We start from the raw sequence: 15,179 nt of genomic DNA, 5'->3' as shown, positions 1-15,179 counted from the left end.
GGGAGACCTGCCGTACGCCGGCCGGGTCCGGCTTCTCGGGGACCGGGGGCCCGCTGCCCTCGGTCGGCCTCCCGTCGCCCCGCTCACCCACGTCGACGCGCCCTGCGCCGGGCGATCGGCCCGTAGGCCGCACCGCCGAGGATGAGGACCGCGCCGGCGACCACGGCGAGGGTGATGGGCTGCAGAGGTCCGGGTTGGGAGGTGCCACCGGGGAGGGCGGAGAAGCCGGCCGGGCGCTGCATCATCCCGATACTGCCCAGGGGCCAGGCGCGGGCGTCGACCCGGGCCTGGACGGCGCTGCGCGGCACCGAGCCGTGGTCGCCGTCGGTGAGGTGGACACGGGAGTCGAGGGAGTCGCTGCGGTGGTCGCCGAGGAGGAAGAGCTGGCCGGCGGGCACCGTGGCCTTGAAGCCGATAGGCGAGGCGGGGCCGCTGCCCTGCAGATACGGTTCTTCGACGGGGATCCCGTTGACGGTGAGCCGGCCCTGCTTGGTGCAGCAGGAGACCTTGTCACCGCCGGTGCCGACGACGCGCTTGACCATCGGCAGATCGCCCCACGCGGAGTCCTGGAAGACGACGATGTCGCCGCGGCGTATCTCGGAGCCGTCCACCCGCTCGGCCATGACCCTGGCCCCGGCCGCGATCGTCGGGGACATCGAATCGGTCGGCACCGTGTAGGGGCGGTAGGTCAGCGCGCCCCATACGAAGCCGCCCAGGAACAGCAGACAGCCGAGGGCCACGGCCAGACCGGACAGCACACTGCCCGTGGTCCGGCCGCGGCCGTCGGTCCTGCGTTCCGTACTGCTGCTCATCCCAGCTCCCACCCCGCGGACCGGTCCGCGTCGAAGATCCGGGACGGCACCTTACCTGGGGGTACGCTCTCCGGTCAGCCTCCGGCGGCGCCACATGACCAGCGGCACCGCGCCGGCGAGGCCCAGAGCGGCCGGGGCCGCCGCCATCGCCTTGTCGATCCCGGGCTGGTCGAAGGTGTCCGGCACCGGCAGGGTCGCCCAGCGGTTGATGGGCCAGGCGATGGTGAACGCCCGGCCGACGACCTCGTCCTCCGACACCGTGCCGTTGCCCTTGAGGTTCTGGTGGTAGCGGGAGTCGAGGGAGTCGTCACGGTGGTCGCCCATCACCCAGATCCGCCCCTCGGGGACGTGGATCGGGCCGAAGGCGCGGTCACCGCAGGGCGTGGCGCCGGGGAAGATGTAGGAGTCTTCCTTGAGTGCCTTGCCGTTGACCTTGACCGGGCCGCTGCCGTGGCACTCGACCGTGTCGCCGCCGACCGCGATGACCCGCTTGATCAGGTCCTTCTCCTCGGCCGAGGGCATCAGGCCGATGAAGCTCAGGACCTTCTGGACGGGGTTGGGCTCGGGCGTCGGGGTTTCGTTCAGCCAGCCGCCCGGGTCGTGGAAGACGACGACCTCGCCGCGCTGCGGCTTGGAGCCGAACCACGGCGTCAACTTGTCGACCAGGACCCGGTCCCCGCGCTGCAGGGTGTCCTGCATCGAGTCGGACGGGATGGAGAACGCCTGCACCAGGAACGTCTTGATCAGCAGCGCCAGGAGCAGGGCGATACCGATGAGGATCGGCAGCTCTTTCCAGAAGGCGCGCGGCTTCTTGGCCTTCTTCACGCTGCCGCCCGCCTCCTCGTCCGCTGCCTGGTCCGACGTATCGGGCCTCTCCGAAGTGTCCGGCTTGCTCAACGGCACCCCGCGCTGCGGCTCCGACTGTGACTGTGATCGTGACTGATGCACGGAACTCGCCGCCGGCTGCGGGGTCTCACCGCGTCTTGCCGGCTCTTCGGGCTCTTCGGTTCCGGACCGCGCGCCGACCGCCAAGTCCCCCACATCTGCTCCTTACTCCACGCACTCGCCCGCCCGTCAGCCGGTGCAGGCCCACCACTCCCATAACGAGCGGGAGTTCCGCAGGGGTCGGGAGTACGGTCAAACTCTCGGGTGACACCCTATGCGGCACATCCGCCGCGGACGCCCTGGCGCCCGGCGCGTCGCGCACGGTTGCGAAGGTGTCCGGCTCTTCGAGGCGCCGCCAGTGGCTGAACGGCCAGGCGATCACCACGGCCCGGCCCACGACATTGTCCTCCGAGACCGTGCCACGGTACGGCTCGCTCAGGTGGAAGCGCGAATCCGCGGAGTCCGAACGGTGGTCGCCCATCACGAAGATGCGTCCGGTGGGGACGTTCACGGTGAACTTGATCTGGGAGGGCGGGTTCCCCGGATGGACGTACGGCTCGGTCAGCGGGGTGCCGTTGACGGTGACCCGGCCCTGCTTGTCGCAGCATTTGACGGTGTCGCCGCCGACCGCCACCACCCGCTTGATCAGGTCCTGCTCATCGGCCGACGGCAGCAGTCCGATGAAGGTCATGGCGTCCTTGACCGGCTGGAAGGCGCCCCCGTCGTCGGCGGGCTTGACCTGCTCCCCCTTGAGCCAGTTGCCGGGGTCCTTGAAGACGACGACATCGCCGCGCTCCGGCTTGGAGCCGAACCAGGGGGTGAGCTTGTCGACCAGAACCCGGTCGCCGATCTTGATCGTCTGCTCCATGGAGCCCGACGGGATGACGAACGCCTGGACGAGGAAGGTCTTCAGGACGAGGGCGATGGCCAGCGCCACGCCGATGAGGATGGGGATTTCCTTGAGGTAGGAGCGCTGCCTGCGGCGCTTGATGCGCTTGGCCTGGCGCCGCCGCTCGGCCCGTCCGCCGGTGGCGGGCCGGCGTGGCTGCCGGCCGTCCTCGCCGGCTCCCTGGGGTTCGCCGGGCGCCGCGGAGTCGCCGTATCCGCCCGCGGAGTCGCCGTACCCGCCCACGGAGCCGCTGCTGGGGCCGTCGGCGCCGCGTCCGGGCCTGCCGGCGCTCTGCCGCCCGTGGCGGGGGCGTCCGCGGCTACCCATGGGGGCCTGCCGCGGCGGGTATCCGGTCGAAGGACCCTGGCGCGTCGATGGTGCGCCAGCGGCCGACCGGCCAGGTGATCAGCTCCGCGCGGCCGATGACCTTGTCGACGGGGACCGTGCCGCCGCCCGGTTGGCCGAGGTGGTCGCGGGAGTCGCTCGACTTGGCACGGTGGTCCCCCATGACCCACAGCTTGCCCTCGGGCACCACGATGTCGAACTCCACCGAGGACGGCGCGTCCCCCGGGTGGAGGTAGCCCTCGCTCACGGGCTCACCGTTCACTTCGATCCGCCCCCGTCTGTCGCAGCAGGTCACATGGTCACCGCCGATGCCGATCACGCGCTTGACGTAGTCGGTCTCGGCGGGCCGGGCCAGGCCCAGCGCCGCGCCGGCTCCGCGCAGCAGCCCCGTGACGGGATTCTCCCCCTGCTCCCTGTGAACGAAAGACCCGGTGCCGTCGAACACCACCACATCGCCCCGCGCGGGCTCGCTGCCGAAACGGTACGCCAGCTTGTTGACCAGCACCCGGTCCCCGATCTGCAGGGTGTTCTCCATGGAGGAGCTGGGGATCAGAAAGGGCTGTGCGACCACCGCGCTGAGCAGCAGGGCGAACGCCAGGCACAGCGCGAACAGGGTGACCGGCCGCTGGCGCAGGCGGGCGGCACGGGTGAGGAAACGCGCGAAGCGCGACCCCTGCTCCGACCCCTTGTCGGGGGTGGGAGAGGAGTCGCGCTCCGTCAGCTGTGCGTCGGTGTCCATCGGGGCCCGAGCCTATCCGGCCACGTCCGGACATCGGACGCGAGAGGCGCTTTGCGTTGCCCTGGCGCAAAAAATCGCGCTCCGGGCGGCGCGGCTCAGCTCTCGCGCTTCTCCTTGATCTTGGCAGCCTTGCCGCGCAGCTCACGCAGGTAGTACAGCTTGGCGCGACGGACGTCACCGCGGGTCACGACCTCGATCTTCTCGACGATCGGGGTGTGCACCGGGAAGGTGCGCTCGACGCCGACGGAGAAGCTGACCTTGCGGACCGTGAAGGTCTCGCGCACGCCGGAGCCCTGGCGGCGGATGACTACGCCCTTGAACTGCTGCACACGCGAGCGGTTGCCCTCGATGACGCGGACGTGGACGTTGACGGTGTCACCCGGGCGGAAGGCCGGGATGTCGCTGCGCAGCGACGAGGCGTCGACGGAGTCGAGAAGGTGCATGACCTACTGCTTTCTTCGTTGATGCCACAGGTCATCAACGGGATATCGGAGAGGATGTTTCGGTTGCCGTTCCGTCGGGCGGGCGTCGTTCCCCCTGTGGCAGGGGCGCGCGCCGGACGCACACAGCAGCGGCCTATTCTTCCACGGCCTCGCTCGTACGCCCAAATCGGCCGTCCTCGCCCGCCGACCAGCCCAGAGCGGCGAGGATCGCGCGGTCGTGTTTGTCGAACGCGGCGGGGTCGGCGCGCTCGATCAGATCGGGGCGGTTGCGGTCGGTGCGGCGGAAGGCCTCGTCGCGGCGCCAGCGGGCGATCTTGCCGTGGTGGCCGCTGAGCAGCACCTCGGGGATGGTGCGGCCGCGCCACTCGGGAGGCTTGGTGTAGACGGGGCCCTCCAGGAGGTCGGCCATCGCGCCGGGGGCGAAGGAGTCGTCCTGGTGGGAGGCGGCGTTGCCGAGGACGCCGGGCAGCAGCCGGGCGATGGCCTCGACCATGACCAGCACCGGGGCCTCGCCGCCGGCGAGTACGTAGTCGCCGATGGAGACCTCGCGCACGTCGAGGCGCTCGCCGTACTCCTCGATGACGCGGCGGTCGATGCCCTCGTAGCGGGCCGGGGTGAACACCAGCCAGGGCTTGGCAGACAGTTCGACGGCGAGCCGCTGGGTGAAGGGCTCACCGCTGGGGGTGGGGACGACGATGACCGGCGCGCCGTCGCCGGAGGCCAGGATCGTGTCGAGCGCCTCGCCCCACGGCTCGGGCTTCATGACCATGCCGGGGCCGCCCCCGTAGGGGGTGTCATCGACGGTGTTGTGCTTGTCGTGCGTCCATGCGCGCAGGTCGTGGACGCGCACATCGAGCTGTCCGCGGGCCCGGGCCTTGCCGACGAGGGAGACGTTCAGCGGCTCGAGGTACTCGGGGAAGATCGTGACGACGTCGAGCCGCATCAGCTGTCCTCGCGGCTGGAGGCGATCTCCGCCTGGCTGTCGTCGAGCAGGCCGGGCGGCGGATCGATCACCGCGCGCTGCGCCTCCAGGTCGATCTCGGGGACGATCTCGGAGACGAAGGGGACCATGACCTCGCTGCCGTCGGGACGCCCGACGATCAGCAGGTCCTGGTAGGGCAGGTGGGAGATCTCGGAGATCCGGCCGACGACGGTGCCGTCGCGGGTGACGACGTCGAGGTCGATCAGCTGGTGGTCGTAGAACTCCTCGGGGTCCTCAGGGACCTCCTCGGGGTCGATCTCCGCGATCAGCAGGGTGTTGCGCAGCGCCTCGGCGGCGGTGCGGTCCGCGACGCCCTCGAAGCGCAGCAGCAGCCGGCCGCTGTGCACCCGGCCGGTCGCGATGGTCAGCGGACCGACGGAGGACGGGTCGGTGGCCAGGACGGCGCCCGGGCCGAGCCGCAGTTCGGGCTCGTCGGTGCGTACCTCGACGGTGACCTCGCCCTTGATGCCGTGGGCGCGGCCGATCCGTGCCACTACCAACTGCACGCTTGTCTCTCCCTTACGTGTGCCTACGGCAGGGGCCCGTAGACGACTGCGGGCCGGGGAGGCCCGAAGCCCTCCCCGGCCCGAGCCGGTGTTCAACTTGTCAGCGGACCTGGTCCACGTCGACGAGGTCGACGCGGATGCCCCGGCCGCCGATGGCGCCCACGACGGTCCGCAGTGCACGGGCGGTACGGCCGTTGCGGCCGATCACCTTGCCGAGGTCGTCGGGGTGGACCCGGACCTCGAGCACGCGCCCGCGACGCAGGGTGCGCGAGGCTACCTGCACGTCGTCGGGGTTGTCGACGATGCCCTTGACGAGGTGCTCGAGGGCTTCCTCGAGCATGCTCAGGCCTCGGTCGACTCAGAGGTGGACTCGGCCGCAGCCTCGTCCGCCTTCTTGTCAGCCTTCTTCGCCTTCGGGGTGATGGCCTCACCCTTCGGCTCGTCACCGGAAGCCTTGGCGGCGGCCTCGAAGAGGGCGCGCTTGTCGGCCTTCGGCTCGGCGACCTTCATCGGCGCCGGGGCGGGCAGGCCCTTGAACTTCTGCCAGTCGCCGGTGACCTTGAGGATGGCCAGAACGGGCTCGGTCGGCTGCGCGCCGACGCTCAGCCAGTACTGGGCACGCTCGGAGTCGACCTCGATGCGGGAGGGGTTCTGCACCGGGTGGTACAGACCGATCTCCTCGATGGCCCGGCCGTCACGGCGGGTGCGGGAGTCGGCGACGACGATGCGGTAGTGAGGCGCACGGATCTTGCCCAGACGCTTCAGCTTGATCTTGACTGCCACGGAAGTGGTGTCTCCTGGTCTTGACGTGGTGGGGCACAACGAGATGCCACGTGGGGTTGCGGTACTCGGGTGCCCGATGGACGCGTCAGCCGGAGGAGAGAGGGGTCCTGTGCGACTGTCGAGTACAGCTAGCCATTGTGCCACACGCCTTCGGGTCAGCCGACCGCGGCCACCTCGGGGATCCGGAAGGGCTTGCCGCAGCCGCCGCAGACGATCGGTGCCTGGGCCAGCACGGACGGCACGACACGGACGTTGCGCCCGCAGTCGCAGACGGCCTTGACGCGTACGCCGCCTCCGGAGGAGCCGTGCCGGGCGGCCGGGCCGCGGAAGCTGCGGGCGGTGTCCGTCGCGGTCGCGGCCGTGTGCGCCTTGAGGGCTCTGGTGAGCCGTTCGATGGTGGGGCGGTAGCGCCTCCTGGCTTCGGGGTTGAGGGTGACCAGCGAGAAGCCACTGCTGGGGTGCGGCTCGTCGGCATGGTCCAGGCCCAGCTCCTCGGCGATCGCCAGGAATCGGCGGTTGTGGTAGCGGCCAGCCCGGGAGGTGTCGCGGACGCCGCGGGCGGCGGCGATGCCGTGGACGGCCTCATGGAGCAGCCGTTCGAAGGAGAGCTCGGCGCCACAGGCGGACGAGGACTCTCCGATCAGGGACTCGGGCGCGGCCAGGTCCGGCAGCTCGGGGTGGTGCCGTTGAATATCGGCCCAGGCGAGCGCCAGCTCGGCGGCGAGAACAGGCGGTGTCGTGCTCACGTCGTGACAACGAGCCGGGGTCGCCGAGTGTTCCGATTCCGGGCCATCCCAAATAATTTGCACGTACCAGTCAGTTTCCGGTCATGGGTCGTGGGGAGGGCCGGGTGCGTCGATCTGCGCAGAAGGCGCCCAGCAGCCCGCAAGCCGGTACGTACCACCATGTACGCCGCATGGCGTAGCCGGTCGTCTGCCACCTCGACGATCACCGCGGCGATGGTACGGGGCGAACCTGTGCCCGTCGGCACCGGGCCGTATCCCACCGTAGGGCCGTCGGGGGGTGCCCGGGCGGGGAAGTCGGGGGGCGCGCGGAGCATCCAGGTGGCGGGCGTTGCCGTGGCGGATCCGCCGGGGTCGGGGCACGCTGGAACGGCGCTCGGGGGTGCGGGCCCGGCGCATACAGGGGCGCGCGGGAGACAATCCCGGCGCACACCCTGGACGCCCGGACGGATGCGCAGTTGTCTGGATTGCGGGGGCGCACAACGCGCGAACACGGGGGCGATCGGTACGGAACAGCTTCGGTTCTCGGCGAATAGGGGCGCTATCGATGTCACCCACGCTCGTACGGCACCAGCTTCCGAACTCCGGGTCCGTGCACGGCGACGACCCGCCCTCGCCGGCCGGGGCGCGGGCGCGCACCCGTGACTGGGCCGAGATCCAGGAGCGGATGCTCGTGCCGCTCTACGAAGCCGCGTACGACCGTCTGGGGGTCGGCCCCGGCACCCGTCTGCTGGGGCTCGGCTGTGGCTCCGGGCTTGCGCTGCTGCTCGCGGCGGGGCGGGGGGCGCAGGTCAGCGGCGTGGATGCGGACGAGTCCCGGTTGGAGCTGGCGCGCGAGCGGCTCACGGCGGACGGCACACCGGAGCACACGCGGGTGGTCAGCGGTGGGCTGGAGGCGGCGGCGTCCGGGAGCGCCGCCTTCAATGTGGTCACCGCCTTCCATCCGGTGGGCTGCGTGAGCTCCGTCGAGGGGCTGACGGCGTCGCTGACCGCGGCGGCCGGGCTGGCGGAGCGCGGCAGCGCGGTGGTGCTGGGCGGCTGGGGCCCGGTGGAGCGCTGTGCGACGGCGGGGGTGCTGCGGGTGGCGCAGCGGCTGGCCGATCCGCTGCGTACGGCGGGTGGCTGGCGCCCGAGCGGCCGGGACGACCTGGAGGAGCTGGCGGAGCGGGCCGGGCTGCGGCCCGACGGTTCGGGGCGGGTGGCCTGCCCGTTCGGGTATGCGGACCTGTCCAGCGCGGTGCGCGGGCTGCTGTCCACGGGGCTGTTCGACGCGGCGCTGGAGGTGACCGAGCAGCGCCAGGTGGAGAAGGAGCTGGCGGAGGCGCTGCATCCGTATCAGCGGGAGGACGGGGCGGTCTGGATGCCGAACGTGTTCCGGTATCTGATCGCGCGGACCCGGTAGCGCGCGGAGCCGCGGAACGCGCGAGCCCCCGGCCGCACCGTGGTGGCCAGGGGCTCGTGAGCCGTAGTGAGGGGCCGGCTCAGCCCATGAACTTCTTGAACTCCTCGGGCAGTTCGAAGTTCTGCGGGTCCTGGCCGCCCTGCGGCAGGCCCAGGGGGTTGCCGGACTGGGCGGCCTCGCGGCGGGCGGCCGCGGCCTCCTCCTCGGCCTTGCGCTTCATCGGGTTGCCGCTCTTGCGCTTGCCCTTGGCCTGCTTGACCTGCTTCTTCTTCCGGCCGGCGCCACCGCCCATGCCCGGCATCCCCGGCATCCCGGGCATGCCGCCGCCCTGGGCCATCTTCGACATCATCTTGCGCGCCTCGAAGAACCGCTCGACGAGGTTCTTGACCGTGCTGACGTCGACACCGGAGCCCTTGGCGATACGGGCCCGGCGCGAGCCGTTGATGATCGTCGGCTCCTGGCGCTCGGCCGGGGTCATCGACTTGATGATGGCGGCGGTGCGGTCGACCTCGCGCTCGTCGAGGTTGTTGATCTGGTCCTTCATCTGGCCCATGCCGGGCAGCATGCCGAGCAGCTTGGAGATGGAGCCCATCTTGCGGACCTGCTCCATCTGGGCCAGGAAGTCGTCGAGGGTGAACTCCTTGGGGCCCTTCGCCAGCTTGGCCGCCATCTTCTCGGCCTCGGCCTGGCTGAAGGTCTGCTCGGCTTTCTCGATCAGGCTGAGCATGTCGCCCATGCCGAGGATGCGGGACGCCATGCGGTCCGGGTGGAACGCGTCGAAGTCGTCCAGCTTCTCGCCGTTGGAGGCGAACATGATCTGCTTGCCGGTGACGTGCGCGATGGAGAGCGCGGCGCCACCGCGGGCGTCACCGTCGAGCTTGGAGAGCACCACGCCGTCGAAGCCGACGCCGTCGCGGAAGGCCTCGGCGGTGTTGACCGCGTCCTGGCCGATCATCGCGTCGACGATGAAGAGGATCTCGTCGGGGCTGACCGCGTCCCGGATGTCCGCGGCCTGCTGCATCATCTCGGCGTCGATGCCGAGGCGGCCGGCGGTGTCGACGATGACGACGTCGTACTGCTTGGTCCGCGCGTGCTCGATCGAGTCCTTGGCCACCTGGACGGGGTCGCCGACGCCGTTGCCCGGCTGGGGGCCGTAGAAGGCGACGCCCGCGCGCTCGGAGACGACCTGGAGCTGGTTGACGGCGTTGGGGCGCTGGAGGTCGCAGGCGACCAGCAGCGGGGCGTGGCCCTGCCCCTTGAGCCAGCGGCCGAGCTTTCCGGCCAGGGTGGTCTTACCGGCACCCTGGAGACCCGCGAGCATGATCACGGTCGGCGGCTGCTTGGCGAAGCGCAGCCGGCGGGTCTCGCCGCCGAGGATGCCGATGAGCTCCTCGTTGACGATCTTGATGACCTGCTGGGCGGGGTTCAGCGCCTGGGAGACCTCGGAGCCGGTGGCCCGCTCCTTGACCTGCTTGATGAAGGCCCGGACGACGGGGAGGGCGACATCGGCCTCGAGCAGCGCGATGCGGATCTCGCGCGCGGTGGCGTCGATGTCCGCCTCGCTCAGGCGGCCCTTGCCCCGGAGGCTTTTGAAAGTACTCGCCAAGCGGTCGGAAAGCGTATCGAACACGGCGGTCGTCGATCCTCGGGGTCGGGGGCGGGGTCCAGTCGGGTTCTAGGGTATCCGGCCTGGCAAGCGAACCGTTCCGGCCCGGTTTCCCGCGGCGGCTGGGACGGCGCACCGGCCCGCCCCTCGCCCGTAGGGCCGACGCCCGTCCGTACGCCTACTGGAGCGCGGCCTCCACGGCCGCCGCGACCTTCTGGGCCTCCCCCTCCGCGAGCGGCGCCCCGTCCGTCCCCGTGACGTAGAACGCGTCGACCGCGTTCGCCCCCAGCGTGCTGATGTGCGCGCTGCGCACGGCGACGCCGGCGGTCTCCAGGGCGCGGCCGATGCGGTGCAGCAGGCCGTGGGCGTCCTGGGCGCGGACCTCGATGACGGTCGCGGTGCGGGAGCTGCCGGTGGCGACGGTGACCCGGGGCGGCGGGGCGAGCACGGCGCGCGAGCGGCGGGCGTAGGCGCGTTCGCGCTCGGCGAGGCGGGCGGGGATGTCGAGGGAGCCGTCCAGGGCGCGGACGAGGTCGGCGCGGAGCCGGTCGGCCTCCGGCAGCGACCCGTATTCGGCCGCCACCCGCCAGCTCAGCAGCAGGACCGGGCCCTGGCCGATGGGGTCGAGGAAGAGCAGGTCGGCGGCGCGCACGGTGAGGCGGTGCAGGGCCAGTACGCCGGCCGCGGCGGGCAGTACCCCCGGCTGGTCGGGTACCGCCATCAGCAGTTCGACGCCGACCGGCTCCTGTGCGGGCGCCTCGTCCGCGGCCCCGGTGGGCGGCTCGGCGCGGGTACGCAGGGACAGGACGGGGCCACCGGTGCGTCCGGCCTCTATGGCCAGCCGCTCCTGCTCCGCGGTCGGCTCGTCCGCGCCGCGTACCTCCGGCTCGGGCTCCCCCGCGAGCCGGGCGGCGACCCTCTTGACCAGGTCGGCGACGAGTCCGCCGCGCCAGGCGCTCCAGGCGGCGGGGCCGGTGGCCAGCGCGTCGGCCTCGGTCAGGGCGTGCAGCAGTTCGAGGGTCTGGGTGCCGCCGACCGCGTCGGCGACCGCCCCGACGGTCTCCGGGTCGTCCAGATCGCGCCGGGTGGCGGTCTCGACGAGCAGCAGGTGGTGCCGTACGAGGGTGGCGATCACCGAGGTGTCGCGGGCGTCGAAGCCGAGCCGGCCGGCCACGTCGCGGGCGATGGTCTCGCCGGCCACCGAGTGGTCGCCGGGCCAGCCCTTGCCGATGTCGTGCAGCAGCGCGGCGACCAGCAGCAGGTCGGGGCGGTGCACCCGGCGGGTCAGCGCGGAGGCCCGTACGGCGGTCTCGACCAGATGGCGGTCCACGGTCCAGGTGTGGACGGGGTTGCGCTGCGGGCGGCAGCGGACCCGCTCCCAGTCCGGCAGCAGGCGGGTGACGATGCCCTCGGCCTCCAGGGCCTCCCATACGGGCACGGTGGGGGCGCCGGCCCCCAGGAGGGTGACCAGTTGCTCGCGGGCCTCGGCGGGCCACGGTACGGGCAGCGGGTGGGCGGCGGTCGCCGTGGCGCAGCGGCGGATGGCGTGGGTGGCCAGCGGCAGCCCGGCCTGGGCGGCCGCGGCGGCGGCGCGCAGCACCAGCACCGGGTCCCGCTCGGGGCGGGCGGTGCGGGCCAGCACCGCTTCGCCGTCGAGCTCGACCACGCCCTCGGCGAGCGGCGTGCGCTCCCCCTTGCCGGCGCCGCGGCCCGGCAGCAGGCCGCGCAGCACGGGTTTGACGGAGCGGGCGCGCAGCACCCGGCCGACCTCGCGCCAGGTCACATCGGCCGCGTAGGAGATCGTGCGGGCCGATTCGTAGGTCTGCCGCAGCAGGGCGTCGGAGTCCAGCATGCCGAGGGCCTCGGCGACCTGGTCGTGCTCCTGAAGCGAGAGCCGGTCGGTGGCCCGCCCGGTGGTCAGGTGCAGCGCGTCGCGGGTGTCGAGCAGGCGGGTGCGGGCGGCCTCCAGGCCACCGCGCGGGGCGTCGGCGAGCCAGGAGGCGGCCACCGCCCGGAGCGCGGTGGCGTCCCGCAGCCCGCCCCTGGCCTCCTTGAGGTCCGGTTCGAGGAGGTACTGCAGTTCGCCCTGCCGCTCGGCGCGCTCCTGGCACAGGGCGTGCAGCTCCGGCAGCCGCTTGGGGGCGCTCTCGCGCCAGTCGGCGTACGCCGCGGTGCGCAGTGCGGCGCTCAGTTCGGGGTCGCCGGCCAGGTGGCGGGCGTCGAGCAGGCCCAGCTGCACCTTGAGGTCCTCGCGGGCGGCCTTGCGGGCCTCGGCGGGGGTGCGTACGGAGTGGTCGAGGGCGAGGCCGAGGTCCCAGACGGGGTACCAGAGGTGGTCGGCGAGCGCGGCGAGGGCGCCGGGGTCGGCGCGGCCGTCGTGCAGCAGGAGCAGGTCCAGGTCGCTGCGCGGGGAGAGTTCGCCGCGCCCGTAGCCGCCGACGGCGACCAGGGCGGTACCGGAGAGGCCGGCGGCGGTGGCGTGCCGGGTCAGCAGGCCGGCGAGCCATTCGTCGGTCAGCCGGGCGAGGGCGGCGCGGCGCTCGGGGCCGGTGGGCTCCTTGTCCTGGAGGAGGCGCAGTCTGGCCGCGGGGTAGCCGCCTTCGGGGGCGGGCCCGCCCCCCGTGGGCGCTCCGGCCGGTCCTGCCGTTTCCTCGACGCTCTCCGTCAACTCCCGCGCTCCTTGGTCGTGTTGTCCCCTGCGGTCAGTGGTGGCCCCTGAGTCCCTCCGGTGAGTCCCCCCGGGGCTGGAGCTGCCTCGCGGCGCCTCCTTGCTTGCCTTGCGATGCCTCCTTACTGTTCCGGCAACGATTACGGAGAGTAATTAGTTCCGGGCGGTCTGCTACCGACCGTCGTCGTGCGGCCTGCCCGTCACGCATGGCCAGTCTGGTCCGGTACCCGGCCGCGCGGCCATCCGCCGCACGGGCGTCGCCGGTCCGGCTCCGGCCCGGGCGGCGGATGCCACCGCGGGGGCCGGAGCCGGGCCGTGAGCCGGTTACAGGGCGTCCGGCCCTCGTTCGCCGGTGCGCACCCGCACCGCGTCGTCGACGGGGACGGTCCACACCTTCCCGTCGCCGATCTTGCCGGTGCGGGCCGCCTTGACGACGATGTCCACCAGTTCCTCGGCGTCCGCGTCCTCGACCAGCACCTCGATGCGGATCTTCGGCACCAGGTCGACGGTGTACTCGGCGCCGCGGTACACCTCCGTGTGACCGCGCTGTCTGCCGTAGCCGCTGGCCTCGGTGACGGTCAGGCCGTGCACACCGAAGGCGTGCAGGGCGTTCTTCACCTCGTCCAGCCGGTGCGGCTTGATTACTGCCGTGATGAGCTTCACGCGTCCACCTTCTTGTTCAGTGCCTGGCCCAGTGCGGGTCCGGTGCGGGGCGCGGAGCCACCGCCGGCGCCGGCGAAGTCGTACGCCGTCTCGGCGTGCTCGGCCTGGTCGACACCGGCGATCTCCTCGTCCTCGCCGACCCGGAAGCCCATCACCAGGTCGATGACCTTGGCAAGGACGTAGGAGACGACCAGGGAGTACAGCAGCACGCAGACCACACCGATCGTCTGCTTGCCCAGCTGCTCGAAGCCGCCGCCGTAGAACAGGCCCTTGGCCTTGCTCTGCACCCCGCCGGTGGCGAACAGGCCGATCAGCAGCGATCCGGCGATGCCGCCGACCAGGTGGACACCGATCACGTCGAGGGAGTCGTCGTAGCCGAGCTTGTACTTGAGGTTGACGGCCATGGCACACAGCACACCGGCGATCACGCCGATGGCGATGGCGCCCAGCGGGCTGACCGAGCCGCAGGCCGGGGTGATCGCGACGAGTCCGGCGACCGCGCCGGAGGCTGCGCCGAGCGTGGTGAACGAGCCGTGCCGGAGCTTTTCGTACGCCAGCCAGCCGAGCATCGCGGCGGCGGTGGCGACCTGGGTGTTGACGAAGGCGACCGCGCCGATGCCGTCGTCGTTGCCGAGCCAGGAGCCGGCGTTGAAGCCGAACCAGCCGAACCACAGCAGGCCGGCGCCGAGCATCACCAGGGGCAGGCTGTGCGGCCGCATCGGGTCCTTCTTGAAGCCGATGCGCTTGCCGACGACCAGGATCGCGCCGAGCGCCGCGGCACCGGCGTTGATGTGCACGGCCGTGCCGCCGGCGAAGTCGATGACGCCCAGGTCGAACAGCCAGCCGCCCTCGGCCCACACCCAGTGGGCGACGGGGAAGTAGACGAGGGTGACCCACAGGGCGATGAACAGGGCCCAGGCGGTGAACTTGACCCGGTCCGCGAGGGCACCGCTGATCAGGGCGGGCGTGATGATCGCGAACATCAGCTGGAACACCGCGAAGACATAGACCGGGATGGTGGTCGCGCCCCACAGTTCGGTCAGTCCGATGCCGCTCAGGCCTGCGAAGTTGCCGTTCCAGCCGATGAGGCTGCCCTTGTCGGTGCCGAAGGCGAGTCCGAAGCCGTACAGGACCCAAAGGATGGTGACGATGCCCAGGCTGATGAAGCTCATCATCAGCATGTTGAGCACGCTCTTGACCCGGACCATGCCTCCGTAGAAGAAGGCGAGTCCGGGGGTCATGACCATCACCAGTGCGGAGCAGATCAGCATGAAGCCGGTGTTCGCCGGGCTGAGCGTCACCTTGTCTGCTGCGAGCGTCAGGATGCCTGGGGGCATCGGCGTCTCCTCGTCGTCGATGCGGCCCGTGCGGGCGTGTTTCTGGTGGGCCGACTTCGCGATGAGGTTGTCGCAGGGTGGTTTCGGCCAAACCTTGCGGGTGTTTCACCACCGTGACGAAGGCGGCGTCTGTGTTACGCCCCGATGAACTCCGCGATCAGCGCCGGTAGGTCCCGATTCACCCGTTCGCCCGCAGAACTGTTCGCCCGGGTCATCCCCTTCCCCGCCCAAGCCATCACTTGCGCCACCCCAACGGCGAGCGACCCCCTGCGCGAAAGCGGCGCCGGCTTAGGCGCAAAAAACAGAAACCGGCCGCGGACGCCGCCCGCATGACTGGCAGGGGGGAGCCGAGTCGGGCTGTACGGGGCGGCGGCCG

General features: G+C 71.7%; 15 protein-coding genes. 1 reads left to right on the top strand and 14 read right to left on the bottom strand.

Annotated elements, in window-relative coordinates; translation table 11 throughout:
• Positions 1–83: 83 nt before the first annotated feature.
• The 10 genes from lepB (ACZ5XZ_RS05990) to ACZ5XZ_RS05945 all read right to left on the bottom strand — a co-directional run bounded on the left by lepB (ACZ5XZ_RS05990) (position 84) and on the right by ACZ5XZ_RS05945 (position 7,130).
• The gene (gene lepB, locus ACZ5XZ_RS05990) at positions 84–812 is read right to left on the bottom strand and encodes a signal peptidase I (protein WP_468974862.1); all 729 of its coding nucleotides are present in this window, start codon (positions 810–812) and stop codon (positions 84–86) included.
• 51 nt (positions 813–863) lie between these two features.
• The gene (gene lepB / locus ACZ5XZ_RS05985) at positions 864–1,853 is read right to left on the bottom strand and encodes a signal peptidase I (protein ID WP_468974861.1); all 990 of its coding nucleotides are present in this window, start codon (positions 1,851–1,853) and stop codon (positions 864–866) included.
• The gene (gene lepB / locus ACZ5XZ_RS05980; protein WP_468974860.1) at positions 1,786–2,913 is read right to left on the bottom strand and encodes a signal peptidase I; all 1,128 of its coding nucleotides are present in this window, start codon (positions 2,911–2,913) and stop codon (positions 1,786–1,788) included. Before lepB (ACZ5XZ_RS05980) ends, lepB (ACZ5XZ_RS05985) begins: the two co-directional genes overlap by 68 nt.
• Positions 2,906–3,670, bottom strand: a complete 765-nt coding sequence (gene lepB, locus ACZ5XZ_RS05975; protein WP_468974859.1) for a signal peptidase I — start codon at positions 3,668–3,670, stop codon at positions 2,906–2,908. Before lepB (ACZ5XZ_RS05975) ends, lepB (ACZ5XZ_RS05980) begins: the two co-directional genes overlap by 8 nt.
• Before the next feature lie 95 nt (positions 3,671–3,765).
• Entirely contained in the window at positions 3,766–4,113 is a 348-nt protein-coding gene (rplS, locus tag ACZ5XZ_RS05970; RefSeq protein WP_384433622.1) for a 50S ribosomal protein L19, read from the bottom strand.
• Between the two features lie 133 nt (positions 4,114–4,246).
• Positions 4,247–5,056 (bottom strand): tRNA (guanosine(37)-N1)-methyltransferase TrmD, encoded by an 810-nt coding sequence (gene trmD, locus ACZ5XZ_RS05965; RefSeq protein ID WP_468974858.1) that lies wholly within the window; start codon positions 5,054–5,056, stop codon positions 4,247–4,249.
• Positions 5,056–5,601 carry a ribosome maturation factor RimM gene (gene rimM / locus ACZ5XZ_RS05960; protein WP_468974857.1) on the bottom strand — a complete coding sequence of 182 codons (546 nt, stop codon included), beginning with the start codon at positions 5,599–5,601 and terminating at the stop codon, positions 5,056–5,058. The genes trmD and rimM overlap by 1 nt, the downstream gene beginning before the upstream one ends.
• A 100-nt stretch (positions 5,602–5,701) precedes the next feature.
• Positions 5,702–5,941 carry an RNA-binding protein gene (locus tag ACZ5XZ_RS05955; RefSeq protein WP_003980229.1) on the bottom strand — a complete coding sequence of 80 codons (240 nt, stop codon included), beginning with the start codon at positions 5,939–5,941 and terminating at the stop codon, positions 5,702–5,704.
• Positions 5,942–5,943: 2 nt separating this feature from the next.
• Positions 5,944–6,384, bottom strand: a complete 441-nt coding sequence (rpsP, locus tag ACZ5XZ_RS05950; protein ID WP_468974856.1) for a 30S ribosomal protein S16 — start codon at positions 6,382–6,384, stop codon at positions 5,944–5,946.
• A gap of 155 nt (positions 6,385–6,539) precedes the next feature.
• Positions 6,540–7,130: a hypothetical protein gene (locus ACZ5XZ_RS05945; protein WP_468974855.1), complete on the bottom strand. Its 591-nt coding sequence runs from the start codon at positions 7,128–7,130 to the stop codon at positions 6,540–6,542.
• 544 nt (positions 7,131–7,674) lie between these two features.
• Between ACZ5XZ_RS05945 and ACZ5XZ_RS05940 the strand changes: the two genes are divergently transcribed.
• A complete protein-coding gene (locus ACZ5XZ_RS05940) occupies positions 7,675–8,529 on the top strand; it encodes a methyltransferase domain-containing protein (protein ID WP_468974854.1) in 855 nt (284 codons plus the stop codon).
• Between the two features lie 79 nt (positions 8,530–8,608).
• On the opposite strand, the gene ffh is transcribed toward ACZ5XZ_RS05940, so the two are convergent.
• From ffh to ACZ5XZ_RS05920, 4 genes are all read right to left on the bottom strand, one after another.
• Positions 8,609–10,159 (bottom strand): signal recognition particle protein, encoded by a 1,551-nt coding sequence (ffh, locus tag ACZ5XZ_RS05935; protein WP_468974853.1) that lies wholly within the window; start codon positions 10,157–10,159, stop codon positions 8,609–8,611.
• Between the two features lie 154 nt (positions 10,160–10,313).
• The gene (locus ACZ5XZ_RS05930; protein WP_468974852.1) at positions 10,314–12,803 is read right to left on the bottom strand and encodes a [protein-PII] uridylyltransferase; all 2,490 of its coding nucleotides are present in this window, start codon (positions 12,801–12,803) and stop codon (positions 10,314–10,316) included.
• A gap of 324 nt (positions 12,804–13,127) precedes the next feature.
• On the bottom strand, positions 13,128–13,466 hold the full coding sequence (locus ACZ5XZ_RS05925) for a P-II family nitrogen regulator (protein WP_384433646.1): 339 nt from the start codon (positions 13,464–13,466) through the stop codon (positions 13,128–13,130).
• Complete coding sequence (locus ACZ5XZ_RS05920; RefSeq protein ID WP_468974851.1) at positions 13,463–14,803, bottom strand: ammonium transporter; 1,341 nt, start codon at positions 14,801–14,803, stop codon at positions 13,463–13,465. The genes ACZ5XZ_RS05925 and ACZ5XZ_RS05920 overlap by 4 nt, the downstream gene beginning before the upstream one ends.
• Between the last annotated feature and the right edge of the window lie 376 nt (positions 14,804–15,179).

It is taken from the genome of Streptomyces sp. NPDC033270, from assembly GCF_055576575.1.
The sequence above is the reverse complement of the archived record's forward strand: the minus strand, read 5'-3'. Positions and strand labels throughout refer to the sequence as shown.

Bases quoted from the DNA above. Each gene is read 5' to 3' on its own strand.
- lepB (WP_468974862.1), bottom strand. From the start codon at position 812: ATGAGCAGCAGTACGGAACGCAGGACCGACGGCCGCGGCCGGACCACG.
- trmD (WP_468974858.1), bottom strand. From the start codon at position 5,056: ATGCGGCTCGACGTCGTCACGATCTTCCCCGAGTACCTCGAGCCGCTG.
- ACZ5XZ_RS05940 (WP_468974854.1), top strand. From the start codon at position 7,675: ATGTCACCCACGCTCGTACGGCACCAGCTTCCGAACTCCGGGTCCGTG.
- ACZ5XZ_RS05955 (WP_003980229.1), bottom strand. From the start codon at position 5,941: ATGCTCGAGGAAGCCCTCGAGCACCTCGTCAAGGGCATCGTCGACAAC.
- lepB (WP_468974860.1), bottom strand. From the start codon at position 2,913: ATGGGTAGCCGCGGACGCCCCCGCCACGGGCGGCAGAGCGCCGGCAGG.
- ACZ5XZ_RS05920 (WP_468974851.1), bottom strand. From the start codon at position 14,803: ATGCCCCCAGGCATCCTGACGCTCGCAGCAGACAAGGTGACGCTCAGC.
- lepB (WP_468974859.1), bottom strand. From the start codon at position 3,670: ATGGACACCGACGCACAGCTGACGGAGCGCGACTCCTCTCCCACCCCC.
- rplS (WP_384433622.1), bottom strand. From the start codon at position 4,113: ATGCACCTTCTCGACTCCGTCGACGCCTCGTCGCTGCGCAGCGACATC.